The organism is Cobetia sp. 2AS (genome assembly GCF_029846355.1).
In the GTDB taxonomy this organism is placed as follows: domain Bacteria; phylum Pseudomonadota; class Gammaproteobacteria; order Pseudomonadales; family Halomonadaceae; genus Cobetia; species Cobetia amphilecti.
On record NZ_JARWKQ010000002.1, the window covers coordinates 765,032 to 783,051 of the forward strand.

Below are 18,020 nucleotides of genomic sequence, written 5' to 3' on the forward strand. Positions count from 1 at the left end.
CCTCATGGAGAGCGTGGCACGACTGAATGGATGTCTTTCAGGGAGTGCGTACGCAGATCAGGTACGCGTGCTGAATCTTTCAGTGACGTTCAATGCCTGCTGGAGCCTTGATGGCTGAGCATTGACGCTTGAGCACTGACGTTTGAGCACTGATGCCCGGGCTGTGATGCCAAGCCGCAAGCTCAAGCCTGATTCAGCAGCAGGGTGTCACCGCGGCCGACCGCGTAGTACATCAGGCCAGCGGACTTCATGGCAGAAGGCTCGAACAGGTTGCGGCCATCGACCACTACCGGGAAGCCGAGCTGGGACTTCAGCCACTCGCCATCCAGGGTGCGGAATTCCTTCCACTCGGTGCAGATCACCAGCGCATCGGCACCCTTGACCGCCTGCTGACGGTCCGCGACCAGCACCAGCTCATCGCGCTCGCCGTAGATGCGGCGGCATTCCTTCATGGCTTCCGGGTCATAGGCCTGCACGGTCGCGCCAGCGGCCCACAGCGCTTCCATCAGCGTGCGGCTCGGCGCATCGCGCATGTCATCGGTGTTGGGCTTGAAGGCCAGCCCCCAGACGGCGATGGTCTTGCCCTTGAGGTCGCCATCGAAGGCGCGTGACAGCTTGTCGAACAGCGTGACCTTCTGGCGCTTGTTGACGGATTCCACGGCGGTCAGCAGCTCGGCTTCATAGCCGATCTGGCTGGCAGTACGTGCCAGCGCCTGGACGTCCTTCGGGAAGCAGGAGCCACCATAGCCACAGCCCGGATAGATGAAGTGGTAACCGATACGCGGGTCACTGCCGATGCCGCGACGCACTTCCTCAATGTCCGCACCCAGGCGCTCGGCCAGGTTGGAGATCTCGTTCATGAAGCTGATCTTGGTCGCCAGCATGGCGTTGGCGGCGTACTTGGTCAGCTCGGCGGCGCGCACATCCATGAACATCAGCTTTTCATGGTTGCGGTTGTAGGGGGCGTAGCATTCGCGCATGCGCTCACGCACCGCTTCGGAATCGGTGCCGACCACGATGCGCGCGCCACGCGTGAAGTCGTCCAGCGCCGCGCCTTCCTTGAGAAATTCCGGGTTGGAGCAGACATCGAAATCGACGCTTGCACCACGGTCCTTGAGCACGTCATTGACCCGCGCCTTGACGCGGTCCGCCGTGCCCACCGGCACGGTGGACTTGTCGATGATGACCTTGTAGTCATTCATGTGCTCGCCGATGGTGGTGGCGACGGACAACACGTACTTGAGGTCGGCGCTGCCGTCTTCATCCGGCGGCGTGCCCACGGCGATGAACTGCAGCACGCCATGCTCGACGGCTTCACGCGCGTCGGTGGTGAAGCTCAGGCGACCGGCTTCCACGTTGCGCAGCAACATGCCTTCCAGGCCCGGCTCATAGATGGGAATCTCGCCCTGCTTGAGACCCTCGATCTTGGCGGCGTCCACATCCATGCACACTACGTCGTGGCCGACGTCGGCCAGGCAGGTACCCGTGACCAGACCGACATAACCGCTTCCAAAAATCGTGATCTTCATTGATGTCATCCTTGCTGGCCTTGTCGCCAGATCGTGTCGTGATACTCAAAGTGAAACGAGGCAATGGCGGCAGAATCTCGTGCACATCTGACGGCTTTTCAGCGGCAATCGAGGCGGACTCCAGGGCATTTCTCCGTAAAGTTCTGTTCCCTCATGACTCCCTCATGACTCCCTCGGGTTTCCCTTGGGTCTCTCTCAAGAGATGTCTTCGCAGGCGGAATTTCCCGCCTTCATTGGCCGAAAATGAAATGCCGACAATGTCCTGTGCAAGAGGATCCACCCCCATTGAACAGCGATATTTCGTGACAGCGGCGCGAGGTTACCCAACCCACGGGCCAGAAGGCTCGCAGGTGATTGCAGGTAGCTCGCAGGGGAAAGACGCGCCGCTTGAGTCAGTGACGGGCAATCATCGCTGCCCGAAGTGTGGCTCTGTTATAAAGCAACTTCGTGAAAAGTCATCCTGTCGGGCGCAATATGATCCAAAACATGACCCTATATAACTTGTGACTTATCTTTCTGATCCTGCCTGTCGCAACTTCTCTGATATGCCGCTTGATCAATTGACTACCCGGGCGGCAATGGCCACCTCATGGATGGCCATGCCTTCACGCTAGAGTCGTCATCAAATCAGAACCGTCAGTCAATGAGAGCCATCAGCGGCGCGGCAGCCATCAGCGAAAGTAATGCTTCGCGAAGGTCGCCAGGTGGCCATGCTTCATGGCGACCGGCGCCTTGCGCAGGAAAAAGGCCAATGACAACGGCGAGAAACGACTGCCGGTGGCGCGGGCAAACATGCGCCCCTTGGTGCGCGCCTTGGCCGGCGTGCTGTAGAAGTCGCTGCCGGAGGTGACCCCCGCATGGGCGACGATGCCCAGATTGGCACGCATCAGACGCGCGCCCTGACGACGCGCATCGCTCAGCACGATGAACTCCTCGCCGGAGGGCTGATCGGTGCCCAGGCCGAACTGCTCATCGAAGCGTGCATGGAACTGGCAGAGATCCAGCGCCATGTCGACCGAGCGCACGCGCGCCAGTGACATCAGGCTGTGGGTCTTGAAGGACACCGGCGGCGCGGGCCGATCCGGGTCTCGCTCATGCAGCGGGAAGGCCTTGACGTGGGGGAAGCTGATCGCGGCCGCTTCGGTGCAGGTGAAGGCTTCCATCACCAGCGCGACAGCCTGGGGATGCAGCTCGATGTCGTCATCCAGCACATAGGCGTAGCGCGTGGCACAGGCAGCCAGTGCCGTGTTGCGACTCTTCGACAGGCCCCGCCCGTCGATCGCCAGGTACTCGAAACGGCTATCGAAATTGGCCAGCGCGTACTCGCGGTATTGCTCGCGGCGCGCGGGGTCTGACAGCTGATGCACGATCAGAAAGCGCGCCCCGGGCAGCGCATCATGACGCGGCACGCTGTAGAGGCCGTCATCCAGGGTCGAGATCAGGAAGGTCAGCTCCGGCACCTGGCGACGCGCGCTGTCATCCACCTGGCGTGCCCCGACCAGCACGCGCGGGCGCGAATCGAGGGTCGACTGCGCGCTTGCATCGGCATGGCGGGAAGCCGCCGTGGACTCGGTGGAAGGTGTCGCGGACGCCGCGACATCCTGTTCAACGATGTTTTGCATAACCGTTCACCGCGTAATGGACAAAGTTGCGACTGGCGCTGATCACATCCATCCCCAGCACCTCACGATACAGACGCCACTGATAGGCGGCGGCCTTGAACTTGTTGGACGACACGCTGCTCTCGCGACGCGTATAGCGCGCCAGCGGTTCCGGCATGCCCTGTGCCGGGCCCAGCTGACCGATGATGATCAGCCACAGCGCCAGGTCCTGACGCTTGCGGATCGTCGGCATGTAGAAGCGCCCGTAGCGACCGGCGTCATAGATGGCGGTCAGACAGCCGATGGAGTTGGAGCGCAGCATGTCGTCACGCGTCAGGCGCTCGGGCGGTGCGAAGTACGAGACGTGCTCGCCCTGCTCATCGACCATCTCGTAGCCGGTGTAGGAAAGCCCGGCGCCGGTGTCCTGCATGAAGGCGATCTGACGTTCGATCTTCTCGGGCAGCCAGGCATCGTCGGCATCCAGAAAGGCGATGTAGCGGCCCTTGGCCTCGGCGATGGCACGGTTGCGTGCCCGGCCCGGGCCACCGTTGGTGTCGGTTTCCAGCACGCGGATCTCGACGCCAGCGGTGTCCAGCGCCGCGAAGTCGTCACGCAGACGACTGGCGGCACCATCCGGCGAGGCATCGTCGCTGATCAGGATCTCGCGTACCGGCTCGCTCTGGGCCAGTACCGAGTCGACGGCGGCGTGCAGGCGGCGGTCATAGCCGTAGTTGGGCATGATGACGGAGACATCAGCCATGGGCCTTCTCCTCAAGCGGCTGTCGCTGAACGCGACGCGAGTGTGTGTCTGGGCGCGTGTCTGCGGATGAATCCTGACGCGCCTGCTCGGTAGTCGCCGCATCGCCGGGCGTCGGCGGCGCGAGACGCGAGATCAGACGCTGATATTGCGGCAGCACCGCGTGTGCGCTGTAGCGGTCAAAGCTCTGCCAGGCACCGTTCGAGAGACGCAGCAGAAGCTCGTCATCGAACTCGAGGCGCGCCAGCTCGTGGGCAAGCTCCGCGATGATGGCGGCATCCTCACTGCCATCCGCTTCCGCGCTGAGCATCCCGTCACGGCCATGCTCGATCAGCGCCAGCGGACCGGAACGCACCGGGCGCGACAGGCACGGCAGCCCCTCACGCTTGGCCTCGATCACGTTCATCGGCAGGCATTCGCGCTCCGAAGTCAGCAGCAACAGGCGTGCACGCCGCAGCTCGTGGGAGACATCCCTGAGCGCGCCGGTGAACAGCACCTGAGTGCCGGCAGGCACCGTGCTGTCGTTGGCGCCCTGGAAGACGCGCAGGCCCAGCTCGTTGCACAGCACCAGCAGACGTTCACGCTCCGGGCCGTCACCGACCACCACCAGGCGACCGCGACGATAGCCGGAATCCGCGAAGGCACGAATCGCCAGGTCGAGGCGCTTGATCGGCGCCAGACGCCCGACCATCACCACATCGACCTGATGCTCGCAGCCGCTGCGTGCCTCGTCCGCCCGCTGGTCATCCAGATAATTGGGAATCACCGTCGGCGTGAGGCCGCGGCGGCGCCAGCATTCGGCATCGACCTCATTGAGCACCTGCAGCACGTCGAGGTGGCGATAGGCCAGCTGCTTGACGATGCGCTTGGCACGGCGGTCGTGATGATAGGCGCTGTGCTCCTGGGCGATGATGCGCGTGCGCGGACGCGGACGCCCCTCGCCATCGACGCCACCGGTGCCGCGTGCCGCCAGCTGCGCCGCCAGATGGAAGGCGAAATAGCCGCTGACCATCACCTCGATCCGCTCCTCCAGCATCAGGCGACGCAGATGCGTCACCCAATGGCGGAAGTTCTGGCGCGTGCCGGTGGCCGGCAGTCCGAGGGTGCGATATTCGACACCCTCCAGACGCCCCCAGTACGGCTCGCCTTCGCGCACCGAGACCAGCGTGACCCGGTGGCTGGCGCTCAGATCCCGCGCCAGACCATGCATCACCTTCTCGACGCCACCACAGGCACTGATGTCCTGAATCAACAGAGCGACATGTGCCATATCAGGCTCCTCGTACGACAGGCTCGCTGTCATGAGCGGCAGTCGCGCTGTTGTCGCCGGCAGGCGCATCCGCTGCCACGGCAGCGGCCGCCGCCTCAGCAGTGGCTGATTTGGGTGCCACCGGTGCCGGGAAGGCAGCGTCATTGAGCTTCAATTCACGCTGGCCCCAGACGCCGGCACGTCCCGGTGCACGACGCAGGAAGTCACGCGTGATATCGGCGGTGATCGCCAGCTTCTCGGCGATGACCTTCTCGGCCAGCGCAGGGAAGGCCTTATCGGCGACCAGCTGTTCGATATCGGCCACGATGCGTGCCGGGTCGAAGTTCTCGATGTCCTGCACGCTGTCGCCGAGACCGAAGTCACGCATGATGCCCGGCGCCTTGGGACCACAGTAGGACAGCGCGTAGACCGGCGTGCCGGACATCAGCGCGAAGATGACCGAGTGGAAGCGGGTGCCGACCAGGAACTGGGCATCGCGGTAAAGATCGACCAGCGCGTCCGGGCTCGGGTCGCCCTGCACCAGCTCGATACGCGTGGCGAGGTCTTCACCGCCCGCCGAGGCCAAGGCCTTCTGCAGATGATCGAACACCAGCTGGGAGATGCGCTGGTCATTCTCGATATCGGTCGGGCCCAGCACGTGCGGTACCACCAGCAGGCGCTCGATGCCCAGACGCTCGCGGGATTCCAGCAGTGAGCGCGACAGCACCTCGACACGCTCGGCGAAGGCTTGCTGATCCAGCCCCCACCAGTCACGCAGGGTGATCACGGCGTACGGCGAGGCCACGCCATTCGGCGCCTTGACCGCGGCATGCTCGTCACTGGCGCGCGGGGCCATGGCGAAGGCCATGTCGGTGCCCAGCAGCGCGTGCGGAAGCTTCGGGTCGGCCTTCTGGGTCATGGCGTGGGTGATTTCCTCACGCGAGACCACCAGGCAATCGCTCAGGGTGCGCAGGAAGAAGCGCTCCTGGGCCGGGGTCTTGAACGGGCCGAAGGAGTGACCCAGCAGCAAGACGCGCTTGCCGGCCTTGCGGGCCAGCATCACCGGCGCCAGATAGCCGATCAGCGCCAGCCACGAGGACAGCGTCTTCTTGAAGCTGCCGTTGTGGAAGATATGACCACCCTTGACGACCACCAGGTCCGCGGCGTCGATGATGTCGTTGCCACTCTTGCCCTGCTTGCCGAACATCATCTTGGCGCCCAGGCCAAGCAGCGAGGTCACGAAGCGCAGCTTGTCACGCATCGGCGGCATCAGCGGCTGGCCGACGGTGACGCGTTCACGATAGCGGCGACGGATATGGCGGAACGGGCCGCGCTCGGTGGCGAACACCTGATCATCAATGGGCAGGATGTCGATGCGGTGGCCTTCGGCCTTGGCCACACCGGCGCCGGAGACATCGCTGCGGCCCTGTTCGGCATCGATCAGCTGATCGAGGAAGTCGATGGTGCCCATCAGGATGGCGGAGTCGCCCTTGTTGTCGTCATGCCATCCGTGCGTCATGCATATCTTGGCCATGCTGTTCGTCCTTCTGTCCGTAATGTCGCGATTCGAACGCGCGATGCCTGAGGGCTGTGTCTGCATGCCCGGCATCGCCGTCATGTCATCAACCGGAAGGCACAGATGCTGACCTTCCGATTCCTGCTGCGCTCGTGAAGCCCGGTCAGGCTCAGGCACTCGCCGCAGCGTTGTCTTCGTGTGCCTTGCCCCCGCGGGAGAGGGATGGCTGGAAGAGGATCGCCATCGCCAGCATCACCACTTCGGCGGCGACCGGCACACACAGGAAGAGGCTGTAGAGATCGACGCCCAGAAGGCTGCCGGTGTCGCCGGACGCGTTGCCCAGCGAGTGATTGAGCGCCGCGATCGCAAGGCCCCCGCCGACCACCAGCGTGGCGCCGGTGCTCTGGCACAGCAGGCGCTTGCCGTTGAGGCGCAGCGCGGCCAGGCGCGTGAAGGCGCAGGTGACGAAGGCGTGCACCAGATAGACCAGCGCGAAGGCGCGCAGCGTCAGGGTCAGGCGCGGGTAGGCGCCGCTCAGGAAGTGTTCCGCCAGCCACGGCGCGATCAGCGCCAGTCCTCCCGCCACCGGCAGCGCGAAGCCACTGGCGATGACCAGGTACTCCTTGAGGCGCGCATCACCGTGGGTCAGCTTGGGCAGGTAGTAGCGATACAGGCTGGTGGGGAACACATAGAGCGCGAACACGATGGAGGTCACCACCGAGACACTGGCCACCTGAGCGGGCGCAAACGCCAGCCCGGCCAGAATCACCCAGGCCTGCAGGTAGGCGAACGACATCAGGTTGTTGTAGAGAAAGCCGCGACCGCGTGCGAAATCGGCCTTGCTCGGCAGGCGACGCTGGCCCGCGCCCTCTTGGCCCACGCCCTCTTGGCCCACGCCCTCATGGCCAGCCGCCGCGTCGGCCTCGGCCCGGGCATCCGCTAGCGCATCACGCGACAGCCACATGCCCAGCGCCATCACGATGACCAGCGCGATGGCGCTGACCATCACGAAGGTCGGCACCGGCGCCAGGCCGAACATGCCGGCGGGGGTGGTCAGGTCAGCGCTGAACTCGGCGCCGGTCACAAGCTCGACGCCCTGATGATAGAGCGCCGGGCCCGCGGCGCAGGCGACGGCGATCGCCACCGCCAGCGAGATCAGCACCGTCATCAGATTGACGCGACCCAGGCGCTCCTGACGCTGCAGGCGCGAGTTGATCATCTGCAGGCCGACCTGCTCCGCCGCGGCGCGCAGCGCACAGAAGGCGAAGATGAAGGCCGACAGGCCCAGCAGCGGCGCGATGCCGACGGCGAAGCCGATCGCCAGCAAGGCATACAGCGAGATGCCGACGCCCATCCAGCGGCGCAGTGCCGACGCGCTGGCACCGTCGCGGGTGACCAGCAACACCTCGTTGCCGCCCATGCGCGCCAGTACGCCCAGCAGTACCGCGTAGTTGAGGGCCAGCGCGTATTCACCGAAGGCCTCCGGCGCCACGGCACGCGCCAGCAGCAGGCCCGCGGCGGAGGACAGGCCGCGCGCCATCAGATTGAACAGCGAGAAGATCAGCGCTTCGCTCATGACTGGCCTCCGTTGCCGACGACCAGGGCTTCATCGCTGAGGAAATAGAACTCGTAGTTGTTCAAGAAATCGTGGTCCTGATTGCCGGCCGCCACCTTCAGCGACATGAAGAACAGCGCCATCATCAGCACGCCGCTGATCAGGCTGGGCAACAGCTTGTCGCGGAAATGCTCGATCACGTCACAGATGACGAAGATGGCGAACGGCAGGAAATAATAGCTGGCACGTGCCACATGCTCACCGTAGGTGATGAACAGGGTGTAGAGCGCCACGCCGATGAACATCAGGTTGAAGGCCCAGGGGTCCAGTGACAGGCGGAAGTGCTTCCACAGCACCAGGGTGCCCAGGCAGATCAACAGGTAGATGACGTAGAGCTTCTCGCCACCGCCGGAGAAATCCTCGAAATAATGCGCATAGAGGCCCAGCGCACTGAGAATGCTCTTGGCCAGCGGCCCGGCCACGAAACACAGTGGCAGCAGCCCCAGGTAGAGCCAGAACGGGTAGGCACGGCGCAGCAGCGGATAGATCACCAGCAGGGGCAGATAGAGTGCCAGGGTGTAGTGGAAGCTGGTGCCGACGAGCATCAGCACCAGCGCGGGCAGCCGCATGCCGCGCTCCAGACACGCCATCGCCAGCATGAACAGCGCAATCGCCACGTGCTGCTTCACGAACCCGAAGGCCGACAGATAGATCAGCGGCAGGCAGACGAAGAACAGCAGGCACCAGGCCAGATTGCGACGGCTCATCACCAGTGCCGAGACGAAGCATGACACGTAGAGGATGGCGGTGATGATGAAGAACAGCTGCGGCTCGCCCCAGGCCCGCGCCATGCGTGCCAGGGCAGCAGGTGCGGGCTCGAGAAAGCTCAGGTCGACCTGCCAGGTGGCCATCTGGCGGTACGAGAAGTAGTCGTACCCTGCGTCGTAACGCAATGCCATGAACGCCAGACACAGCCCACCGGCCAACCAGGCACCCACCATGCGGGTGCGCTCGTTGGCGGCCAGCGGCAGGATTGCCACCAGCAGGGCCATGAAGCCGACGTAATAGCCACTGACGGTCAGCATGCTCAGCGTGCCCCGAAGCCGGTCAGCATGGTCTTGATGGTACGGCCGACGATCAGCAGGTCGAGCCACACGGAGAAGCGCTTGATGTAGTAGAAGTCGTGCTCGAGCTTCTCGCGGGTCTCGTCGGCGTCAGAGGCATAGCCCTGAGTGACCTGTGCCCAGCCGGTGATGCCCGGACGGACCACGTGACGGTAGTTGTAGAACGGAATCTGTTCGGCGAATTCATTCACGAACTTGACCTGCTCCGGACGCGGGCCGATCAGGCTCATCTCGCCCTTGAGCACGTTGATGAACTGCGGCAGCTCATCGATGCGGGTCTTGCGGATCACGCGACCGATGCGGGTCACGCGCATGTCATTGGCCTGGGCGAACTGGGCGCCGGTCTTCTCGCTGTCGTGGCACATGCTGCGGAACTTGAACATGCGATACGGACGACCGCCCTGGCCGACACGTTCCTGGACGAAGAACACGCCACCCGGCGAATCGAGACGGATCAGCACGGCGGTCACCAGGCAGATCGGCAGCACGAACGGTGCCACGGCGAGCACGGCCAGCATGTCGAACAGACGCTTGAACAGCTCATATTCACTGTTGGGGGCCAGCTGACCGAAACTGTTCTCACGCACCTGATCGAGCTCGACACGGCCGGTCAGCGACTCGCGGACTTCGCTGGCGTCATAGACCGGGATGCGATGCAGCACGCAGTTGGCCAGGAAACGCTGCCATTCTGCCGGCATGTCGGCTTCCAGATCGGCGACCACGCCGTTGTAGCGTTCTTCGCCGAGATCCGGCGCGCGCATCAGGTTCCAGCGTGCCCCACGGGTGGTGAACAGGCTGCGATAGTCACCGAAGGGCACCACGGCCAGCTTGCGGATGCGGGTGCGCTGCTCGGCCCAGAAGCCGATGGAGCAGATCAGCATCGCCGCCAGCCAGGAGCTGCCGAGCACGATGCGGCTGAAGCGCAGATCCAGCGCGATCAGCACGCTCATCGCCAGCAGATAGCTGATGGTGATGGCCGGCAGCACATAGGCGAAGGCCTTGGCGCCGGGGTAGCGCGACATGTGACGAATCGCCTGCAATGCGAGCAGGAAGCCGCCGCTGGCGGCGATGACGCTGTGCATGCGCATATCGCTGACCCACGGGCGCAGGCCATTGATCAGCAGCAGCGGGACACCCACTGCCAGAATCAGACCGACGATGGCCTGACACAGCGAGTTGAACATCAGTCGCTCGTACATGCGGGAGTGGCGCTGACGCCCTTCCAGCCCGGAGCTTGCATGGTTCGTCGTGGTATTCATATGCCGTTACCCCCTTGGCTTGCGTTCGTGTTGTGGTTCCGTTCATCACGCTCGGAGCCGCTGGTGCCGTCGCTCGACGGCGTGCTACCCGATGCTTCACCCGTACTGCCTCGGCTCTCGCCTCGACTGCCGATCCCCACTGCCAACGAGGCACGCAGTCTCAGACATCGGGTTCGCGGGCTCTAATACAAGTGGCCGCTAACCCTTGGCGCCACCCTGGTACTGATAATCGTGATAGCTGTAGCCGTAGCTGTAGGTCGTGGTGGCCTTGCGCTCGACCGCATTGAGAATCGCGCCATCGACGTGCACGCCACTGGAGGCGAAGCGCTCCAGCGCTGCTTCGATTTCCTTGGGCGAGTTATGCATGAAGCGCGTCACCATCACGCTGACACCGCACTGCTTGCCGACGATGGCGGCATCGGTGACGGCCAGGATCGGCGGTGTATCGACGATGACCATGTCGAAGTTGGCGCTGGCCCACGTCAGCAGGTCGCTGAAGCGTGACTGCAGCAGCAGCTCCGACGGATTGGAGGGCGAGGTGCCGCGTGCCACATAGCACAGGTTGCTCGGCGCGCCATTGGCGGCCACCCCTTCGCCAAGCGCCGCAGCGGCGGTCTCGGACATCGCCAGACTCGGATCAGTGATGCCACGCACGATGCTGTCGCGGTCGGCCTTGCCGAGCAGGAAGTCGCTCAGGCCCGGTGCGGCGTCGCTGTGCTGGACACCCGCCATGCTCTGGTGGACATGGCCGCGGCGCATATCGGCATCGATGACCAGCACCCGGTTGCCGGCCTGGGCACAGACGGCGGCCAGGTTGGCGGACACGAAGCTCTTGCCGATGCCCGGGCTCGGGCCACAGATCATCAGGCGATTGTCGGGGGCTTCCATCATCGCGAAGTGCAGGCTGGTGCGCAGACCGCGCAGGCCCTCGATGGAGAGATCCGCCGGATTGCGGATCGCCAGCAGACCCGGCGCGACGTTGTCATTGGCCGCTGCGGCGACACCGCGCCCGGTGAAGCGCTTGAAGCCACGCGCCAGACGACGGTTGAGGCGGGCCTGCTCTTCGGAGAGCGGCAGGGTCGCGTGGACATTGAGACCCAGGTCGGAAAGCTCCGACGGCGTCTCGATACCGCGATGCAGCATGGAGCGCAGCAGCACGAAGACCACTCCGAGCATGCCGCCCAGCAAAGTCGCGATCACCACGATCATCGCCTTGCGCGGGCTGATCGGATGCGGCTGTGCGACAGCCTCGTCCAGAATGCGGATATTGCCGATGGTGCTGGCCTGGGCGATGTTCATTTCCTGGGTCTTGTTGAGCAGCTGCACGTAGATCTGCTGATTGACCTCGACTTCACGCTCCAGACGCAGGATTTCCTGCTGGGTGTCCGGCAGATCACCGACCTGCTTCTCCAGCTCCTTGCGGGTGCGCTGCAGGTCCGCACGCTTCTTGCGCAGCGCCACGTAGTTGGGGTGACTGGGGTTGAACTTGCCGGACAGCTCCGCTTCTTCCAGCTGGGTCTCGTTGATCTGATTGTCGATATTGACCAGCTGCTCGAGCACCGACTTGGTCTCGAGATCCAGATTCACGCTATCGCTCTTGCCGCGATAGGCATTGAGACGGTTCTCGGCCACTTCGAGGCGCTCACGCACCGTCGGCACCTGCTTCTTGAGAAACTCGAGCGACTTCTCGGCTTCGGCGGACTGACGCTCGATGTTCTGCTGCTTGTAGGTATCGGTGATGCGCTGCAGGGTCTGCTGGGTGCGCAGCGGGTCCTCGCCGACCAGCGCCAGACCCAGCACCCCGGTTTCCTTGCCCATCTCGGCCACCGCGAAGCGCGAACGCAGCGCGTTGGTCGCTTCCAGGGTCGACTGATGCATCAGCGTGAATTCAGCGCCCCTGGCCGCGTCCAGTGCGCTGACCTTGAGCGTCACCTCGCCCAGCGGGCCATCGAAGCGTGAGGCTTCGCCGACCACACCGGTGCCCAGTGCATCGCCGTCGTACTGCAATTCGTACTCACCACCCTCTCCCAGCGACACCAGCGTCAGCGGCACATCGTCCCAGGCCGCCGGCACCTCCAGGCTGGCCACGTCGATCGACTCGCCTGCCCAGACCATGCTGGACCCGGCAAGCCAGCTCGGACGCGCGAATTCGTGGGTGCGCAGGAAGGTGCCGATCAGCGGGTACTGATACGGCTTGACCACCAGATCCAGCTGCTCCTTCTTGACCGTCTCGCCCAGCACCAGGCGTGAGGTGATGATCTGGATCTCGGACTCGGACGGCGGCGCCTCGCCACGCAGCAGGCTGGAGACATCACGCAGCGGGTTCATGTTGCCGCCGCCCTCCTCGACCTGCACCAGCGCATCGGCCTTGTAGATCGGAGTGGCCAGCAGCGCATAGAGCACCGCCAGCACGGTGAAGGTGCCGGTGATCAGCGCCAGCGTCAGACGGCTGTCATACAGCTGGCCCAGCATGCGGCCGAGATCAAGACTGGTGCGCGCGGGCACGCTTGACGACTCGCTGGCCGAGGCCTGACGCGTGGTGTGGGAATTGCGGTTCGACATCGTTGGGTCACTCTCCTGGTGTCCTGCCCGGCCACGGCGGTGCCGGGCAGGGACGCCTTGACGACCCCTCGCCTTACTGGCCGAGGGTATCGAGGTTGTCCTGGATTTCGGTGCTGTAGTAGATGGAACTCACCGTCGGCAGCAGCTGGGTAATCACACGGTTCCAGCGCGAGACCGGTGCGGCGGTGACATAGACGACGTCCTGCGGCTTGAGGCCGAAGTCCGCGCCCAGAATCAGCGCCGTGGAATTGCGCGCATCCAGCTGATAGACGGTGGCCAGCTTCTCGGGGTCTTCACGATCACGACGGATGACGAAGATGCCCGACGCATCGGCGGAGTTTTCCTTGATGCCGCCGGCACGCGCGATGGCATCGGTCAGCGAGATCGGGCTTCTGCCCAGCGGCAGGCTGATGGACTTGTCCACCTCGCCCATCACGAACACCTTCTGGGTACCGACGTCCGGCACGTAGAGGGTGTCGCCATCCTTGAGCAGTCGATCATTGCCTGCCTCATCGTTGGCGCCATTGCGCTCGGCCAGCAGCTCATAGAGGGAGATGGTGGTCTCTTCGCCATTGCGCTTGAGCACCACGTTGTGCCAATCGGCGTCTTCGGACAGACCGCCCGCCGCCGCGATGGCGTCCAGCAGGCTCAGCGGCACATCGCTGATCGGTTGCACGCCGGGAGACTGCACCTCGCCGGTAATCCGCACCTTCTGGCTGCGGAAGGCGGCGACCTTGACGTCGATCTGCGGCGCATTGAGGTAGGGCTGCAGCTTCTCGCCGAGATCACGGCGAATCTGGTCCAGCGTCATGCCACTGACCTTGACGCGACCGACATAGGGATAGAACAGCGTGCCATCGGCGTGCACGACGTTGCCGGCTTCCTGCGCACTGCGCTCGGAACCGGTCGGCAAGGTCAGCTCGGGATGGTCATAGACGATGATGGTCAGGATGTCGCCGGGGCCGACACGGTACTGATAGTCCGGTGCCAGACTGGCGCGCGTGCTGCTGTTGAGCTCCTGGGCCAGCGCCTTTTCAAGCTCACGACGCTGCTTGTCATCGCCACTGGACTGGCGTGATTCGGCGTCTGCGCGCGCCTGGGCCTTGATCAGGCCAAAGGTGATCGGTTCCACATCGACGATGTCGTCCACCGGCGCAGCGCTGGTGTCGTAGTCGATGTTGCCACCGGGGGCGAAGACGCACCCGGCGAGCCCGGTGAGGGCGCCGATGCTCAAGCTGGCGCCCAGAAGTCGTGCTATCAGTGCATTTTTCATCTGAAGTCCGTTGAGTCGACAGGCCCGATGACCCGGCACCCCAGTGCCATGATCATCGCGCCTTCCCCCGCCGCACATGGCCGCCGGGATGGATTCGATAACGTCTTCAGTTCCTGCTGCGTCATGCGTGTCGCCGGCCTTGCCTGGCTGTCACGCGGCTGCCGAGGGTGGGCCCTCGTGCATTTAGGTACCGGACCCTGGCGGTCTCGGCGTCTTGCGTCTTGCGTCTTGCGTCTTGCGTTTTTCGACTGGCTGCTGCGATCTCATTCACGCTGCGCCAGTGTGATCCGCAACGCTTACAGCGATATTTCCGCCATATGAATCATGCACATGGCTTGTCATATCCCGCCGTCATCCCCAGTCAGAATGTAGGCGTATCGTTCAAGATGCTCAGAACACGACCCTGAACCGCAACCGACGATGCTCAGACGGCAGGTGCATTCAATGCGCTTTCCACTTGCGGCTCTGACACCACTCTCTGCATGGCGGCCTTCATGCCACTCTTGCTGTCATTCGGGCAATATCTTCAGCGCCATTGCAGAGCAAACTTTCTGTAGTTTTTTACCGAAATGCGGCACACCTCTTTCGACCGCAGCCCACGACCCATGGAGCTGCCAGAAGATTTACCGCTGAATCAGTAATGCCAATGCCGTGGCATCGCCGTGCATTGGATCACGCCATTCGTGGCGTTTTTGGCAAGGTGACCAAACCCTGTCTGCCGTGCATTTTACCTGATACACGTCTCCCGCCAATCAGCGCCCTGTTACAAAAATCCAATAAAAACATTGGTTTGTAGCACCGCAAGTACGCTCGATGTCGCCACTTCCACGAAAGACGCGTTGCCAATTACAGACACCCCAAGCCCCATTTCGTCGGCAATGCGACACACTCAAACGCAGGATTCCAGTCGCCACGCGGGCCCCCTCTGGCGTAGCGCCCGGTGGAACATCGACAGCCACGTCGCCAATCATCCACACCCCGATTACTCTTTTTTACATAAATAATCCTCAAGCGATCAACGCGAATAATACGCAAGGCTTCACGCTAGACAGTTCACATATTCTCGTTAACATGAGCCTCGCTTTGCCACGACTCATCGGCTTTGTGTCTGTGCGGAGAAGGACTTCCTGCATCAACCGCTCAGCGGCTGACACCTGACAGGACTGTCAGACGCAGACAGCAAGGCGCAACGATGAATTTCGGCAAGCGCATGACCAGGGAATACGGTCATGACAGGAACACCTCAGGACGAGGTCGCGCCACGGAGGATGCCAGGGATGGTGTCAGGGACGGCGCTCTTCTCCTCTATCGATATCTTCAGCAGCAGGTTGGATGATCGCCAGCATCTGCTGGCAGCCTCGACGCCGATGCCTCAGTCCTTGAGTCATCACGTCGTGGTCTGACATCCCTTCCTGGTCGGCTGACCGCCGACAATGCTCATCAAGGAGAGTTATCCATGCGCAAGACACATCTCGGAGCCATCATCGGACTGACAGGTGCCCTGCTTCTCGCTGGCAATGCCATCGCGGAAGAAGAAGCGCCTCAGGGTGCGACCGGCACGACTGGGACTACCGGCACAACTGGTACGACTGGTACGACTGGGACTACCGGCACGACTGGCACTACCGGCACCACCGGGACTACCGGCACGACTGGGACTACTGGTACCACCGGTACAACTGGCACCACTGGGACTACCGGCACTGTGCCGACAGGTAGCGCAGCCGGCACCGGCACTGCCAGCCAGAATGCCACCGGCAGCGTGACGCCGAGCGCCAGCAGCGGCAGCGTCGCTGCAGGTGCGGCCACCGGCACCGTCGGCGGCGGCACTGGCACGACCGGTACCACCGGGACAACCGGCACCACTGGTTCAACCGGGACTCGCTGATGAAGACGGCACGTGCGACGCAACGCTTCACGTTCTCAAGCCCTGCGTGGGGCGCGGCGGCTACCTCGGTGGTCTCCCGTGCTCTGCGCAGCAGGTCGTTGGCGGCATTCGGCACCCTCGCGTGCCTGGTGTCGCTTTCCGGCTGTGCCCAGATCGTCTCGAGTTCGCTCGGTGACGTGATGGGCAAGGACGAGTTTGACGCCACACGTGCCAGCGAGCTGCCCTATGCCTCTCTCAAGCTGAAGCATGCCAACAGCACCGCGCTGGTGGTTCTGGCGACGCTGGAAGGCAATGGGCGCATCGCGCGTTTCGAGAGTCGCGACCGCGGCATCCTCGAATTGCGCGATGGCGTCCTGTCCGCCACTTCAGGCTTTGCGCGTGATGTGGCAGACAGGCGTGAGCAAAGTACTACCGGGCGCGCTCTGGCGCGTCCGGCCTGGTTGATGGCCAGTGGCACGACCTATCAGGTCAGTGTCAGTGCGCTGTCCCCCTACCCGCGTCGGCTGGAGCGTCAGGATGCCGCCTCCACCGGCAGCCAGCGCCAGGACGACGTCGCCGTGATGCAGGTACACGAGGCCACGGCGCGACTCGAATGCGAGACCGCCGCCCCCTATTCGCTGCCGCTGGCAGAACTGCCGCTGCAGCACTGCCGCGAGATTCTGAGCTGGGACGACGGCAGCACCACGCGCAATGACCTGTGGCGCGACGAGAATCGCGTCTGGGCGGCCGACATGACGGCCTGGCCCGACGGCCCGCGGTTCGGTTGGGAGGTCGCCAAGGCATGGTGATCCCCGTCTTCTCATCGCTGGCCCGTCTGTCATCGCTGGCCCGCCTGAACAGCACCGCCCTCCTGCTGCCACTCGGGCTGAGCGCACTGCTGGCCGCGCCCCTGGCGAGCGCCGATGACACGCCGCTGCCGTTCAGCGCCGCGAGCACGCCGCTGGCCAGTCAGGTGCTGCAGGCGCAATGGGATGGCCTGGCGACATCCAAAGCGCTGGATTGGCGTTACAGCTTCGTCAGCACGCCGCTGATTCGCCAGCAGATGGCCACGCGGGCCAACCGCGTCAGCGCCGAGCTCGAACTGATCGCGGCGCGCTACGCCGTCGGCGCGAAGGACGACAGCCCTCAGGCGCGTTACGCCGAGGCATTGCAGGCCTGGCAGGCCTATGTCGAGCAGGGCCGCGCGCCGGACACTGACGCCGTGGTGGCACGCCTGCCCGGTCAGCTCGACCCGCGCCGCGACATGCGCGATGGCCCGCAGGCGATCCGCATCGCCCCGGGCATGGTGGTCGGGGCCTGTCAGGCGCCGCGCAGCGTGGTGATTCTGGACGCCACCGGCGTTCACGAGCGCAAGTGGACGCCGAATCTCAGCCTGGACGCGCTGATTGATGAGCGCGCCGCTGCCGGCGGCATCGGACCAGCCATCGAGGTCAGCCTGGTGACGCCACAGGGCCAGGTGCTGACCCGTCCGGTGGCGAGCTGGAATCGTCTGACCAGCGGCGACGCCGACCTGCCCGTTGCCCCCGGCGCCAGCGTGGTGATCAGCACGCCGGGCATCGACACCGCGCAGCAGTGGGTGAACGAGGCGCTACCGGCCTGGCTTGCCAGCCGCCTGCCGGGCCATGCCTGCCAGAGCTGGCAGCTGGACGCCGCGAAGCTGCCGACGCCCCCGCGCTAGCCGGCGAGGCTGCCCCAGCGCAGCACACT

At 64.0% G+C, this 18,020-nt stretch carries 13 protein-coding genes; 3 read left to right on the forward strand and 10 right to left on the reverse strand.

What is annotated here, in order from left to right:
* Window positions 1–182: 182 nt before the first annotated feature.
* The 10 genes from QD356_RS08390 to QD356_RS08435 form a co-directional block, all read right to left on the reverse strand.
* Window positions 183–1,529 carry a UDP-glucose/GDP-mannose dehydrogenase family protein gene (locus tag QD356_RS08390; RefSeq protein ID WP_192837665.1) on the reverse strand — a complete coding sequence of 449 codons (1,347 nt, stop codon included), beginning with the start codon at window positions 1,527–1,529 and terminating at the stop codon, window positions 183–185.
* Between the two features lie 671 nt (window positions 1,530–2,200).
* A complete protein-coding gene (locus tag QD356_RS08395; RefSeq protein ID WP_192837664.1) occupies window positions 2,201–3,151 on the reverse strand; it encodes a glycosyltransferase family A protein in 951 nt (316 codons plus the stop codon).
* Window positions 3,135–3,890 carry a glycosyltransferase family 2 protein gene (locus tag QD356_RS08400; RefSeq protein WP_043334128.1) on the reverse strand — a complete coding sequence of 252 codons (756 nt, stop codon included), beginning with the start codon at window positions 3,888–3,890 and terminating at the stop codon, window positions 3,135–3,137. The genes QD356_RS08395 and QD356_RS08400 overlap by 17 nt, the downstream gene beginning before the upstream one ends.
* Window positions 3,883–5,157, reverse strand: a complete 1,275-nt coding sequence (locus QD356_RS08405) for a glycosyltransferase (protein WP_192837663.1) — start codon at window positions 5,155–5,157, stop codon at window positions 3,883–3,885. Before QD356_RS08405 ends, QD356_RS08400 begins: the two co-directional genes overlap by 8 nt.
* A 1-nt stretch (window position 5,158) precedes the next feature.
* Complete coding sequence (locus QD356_RS08410) at window positions 5,159–6,670, reverse strand: polysaccharide pyruvyl transferase family protein (RefSeq protein WP_192837662.1); 1,512 nt, start codon at window positions 6,668–6,670, stop codon at window positions 5,159–5,161.
* A 151-nt stretch (window positions 6,671–6,821) separates the two neighbouring features.
* On the reverse strand, window positions 6,822–8,228 hold the full coding sequence (locus QD356_RS08415) for a hypothetical protein (RefSeq protein ID WP_192837661.1): 1,407 nt from the start codon (window positions 8,226–8,228) through the stop codon (window positions 6,822–6,824).
* Window positions 8,225–9,292, reverse strand: coding sequence for an EpsG family protein (locus QD356_RS08420; protein WP_107336356.1), 1,068 nt, complete (start codon window positions 9,290–9,292; stop codon window positions 8,225–8,227). The genes QD356_RS08415 and QD356_RS08420 overlap by 4 nt, the downstream gene beginning before the upstream one ends.
* A 2-nt stretch (window positions 9,293–9,294) precedes the next feature.
* On the reverse strand, window positions 9,295–10,590 hold the full coding sequence (locus QD356_RS08425) for a sugar transferase (protein ID WP_225996326.1): 1,296 nt from the start codon (window positions 10,588–10,590) through the stop codon (window positions 9,295–9,297).
* Between the two features lie 198 nt (window positions 10,591–10,788).
* Entirely contained in the window at window positions 10,789–13,152 is a 2,364-nt protein-coding gene (locus tag QD356_RS08430; protein ID WP_052384634.1) for a GNVR domain-containing protein, read from the reverse strand.
* Window positions 13,153–13,225: 73 nt separating this feature from the next.
* Complete coding sequence (locus tag QD356_RS08435; protein ID WP_192837660.1) at window positions 13,226–14,425, reverse strand: polysaccharide export protein; 1,200 nt, start codon at window positions 14,423–14,425, stop codon at window positions 13,226–13,228.
* A 1,456-nt stretch (window positions 14,426–15,881) separates the two neighbouring features.
* Here QD356_RS08435 and QD356_RS08440 point away from each other — a divergent pair.
* From QD356_RS08440 to QD356_RS08450, 3 genes are read left to right on the forward strand one after another with little or no spacing between them, the layout of a single operon-like run.
* On the forward strand, window positions 15,882–16,313 hold the full coding sequence (locus tag QD356_RS08440; RefSeq protein ID WP_192837659.1) for a hypothetical protein: 432 nt from the start codon (window positions 15,882–15,884) through the stop codon (window positions 16,311–16,313).
* On the forward strand, window positions 16,313–17,101 hold the full coding sequence (locus tag QD356_RS08445) for a YjbF family lipoprotein (protein ID WP_192837658.1): 789 nt from the start codon (window positions 16,313–16,315) through the stop codon (window positions 17,099–17,101). The genes QD356_RS08440 and QD356_RS08445 overlap by 1 nt, the downstream gene beginning before the upstream one ends.
* Entirely contained in the window at window positions 17,095–17,991 is an 897-nt protein-coding gene (locus QD356_RS08450) for a hypothetical protein (protein WP_192837657.1), read from the forward strand. Before QD356_RS08445 ends, QD356_RS08450 begins: the two co-directional genes overlap by 7 nt.
* Window positions 17,992–18,020: the final 29 nt, after the last annotated feature.

Bases quoted from the DNA above. Each gene is read 5' to 3' on its own strand.
- QD356_RS08400 (WP_043334128.1), bottom strand. From the start codon at position 3,890: ATGGCTGATGTCTCCGTCATCATGCCCAACTACGGCTATGACCGCCGC.
- QD356_RS08420 (WP_107336356.1), bottom strand. From the start codon at position 9,292: ATGCTGACCGTCAGTGGCTATTACGTCGGCTTCATGGCCCTGCTGGTG.
- QD356_RS08445 (WP_192837658.1), top strand. From the start codon at position 16,313: ATGAAGACGGCACGTGCGACGCAACGCTTCACGTTCTCAAGCCCTGCG.
- QD356_RS08415 (WP_192837661.1), bottom strand. From the start codon at position 8,228: ATGAGCGAAGCGCTGATCTTCTCGCTGTTCAATCTGATGGCGCGCGGC.
- QD356_RS08435 (WP_192837660.1), bottom strand. From the start codon at position 14,425: ATGAAAAATGCACTGATAGCACGACTTCTGGGCGCCAGCTTGAGCATC.
- QD356_RS08390 (WP_192837665.1), bottom strand. From the start codon at position 1,529: ATGAAGATCACGATTTTTGGAAGCGGTTATGTCGGTCTGGTCACGGGT.
- QD356_RS08425 (WP_225996326.1), bottom strand. From the start codon at position 10,590: ATGAATACCACGACGAACCATGCAAGCTCCGGGCTGGAAGGGCGTCAG.
- QD356_RS08440 (WP_192837659.1), top strand. From the start codon at position 15,882: ATGCGCAAGACACATCTCGGAGCCATCATCGGACTGACAGGTGCCCTG.
- QD356_RS08395 (WP_192837664.1), bottom strand. From the start codon at position 3,151: ATGCAAAACATCGTTGAACAGGATGTCGCGGCGTCCGCGACACCTTCC.
- QD356_RS08410 (WP_192837662.1), bottom strand. From the start codon at position 6,670: ATGGCCAAGATATGCATGACGCACGGATGGCATGACGACAACAAGGGC.
- QD356_RS08450 (WP_192837657.1), top strand. From the start codon at position 17,095: ATGGTGATCCCCGTCTTCTCATCGCTGGCCCGTCTGTCATCGCTGGCC.
- QD356_RS08405 (WP_192837663.1), bottom strand. From the start codon at position 5,157: ATGGCACATGTCGCTCTGTTGATTCAGGACATCAGTGCCTGTGGTGGC.
- QD356_RS08430 (WP_052384634.1), bottom strand. From the start codon at position 13,152: ATGTCGAACCGCAATTCCCACACCACGCGTCAGGCCTCGGCCAGCGAG.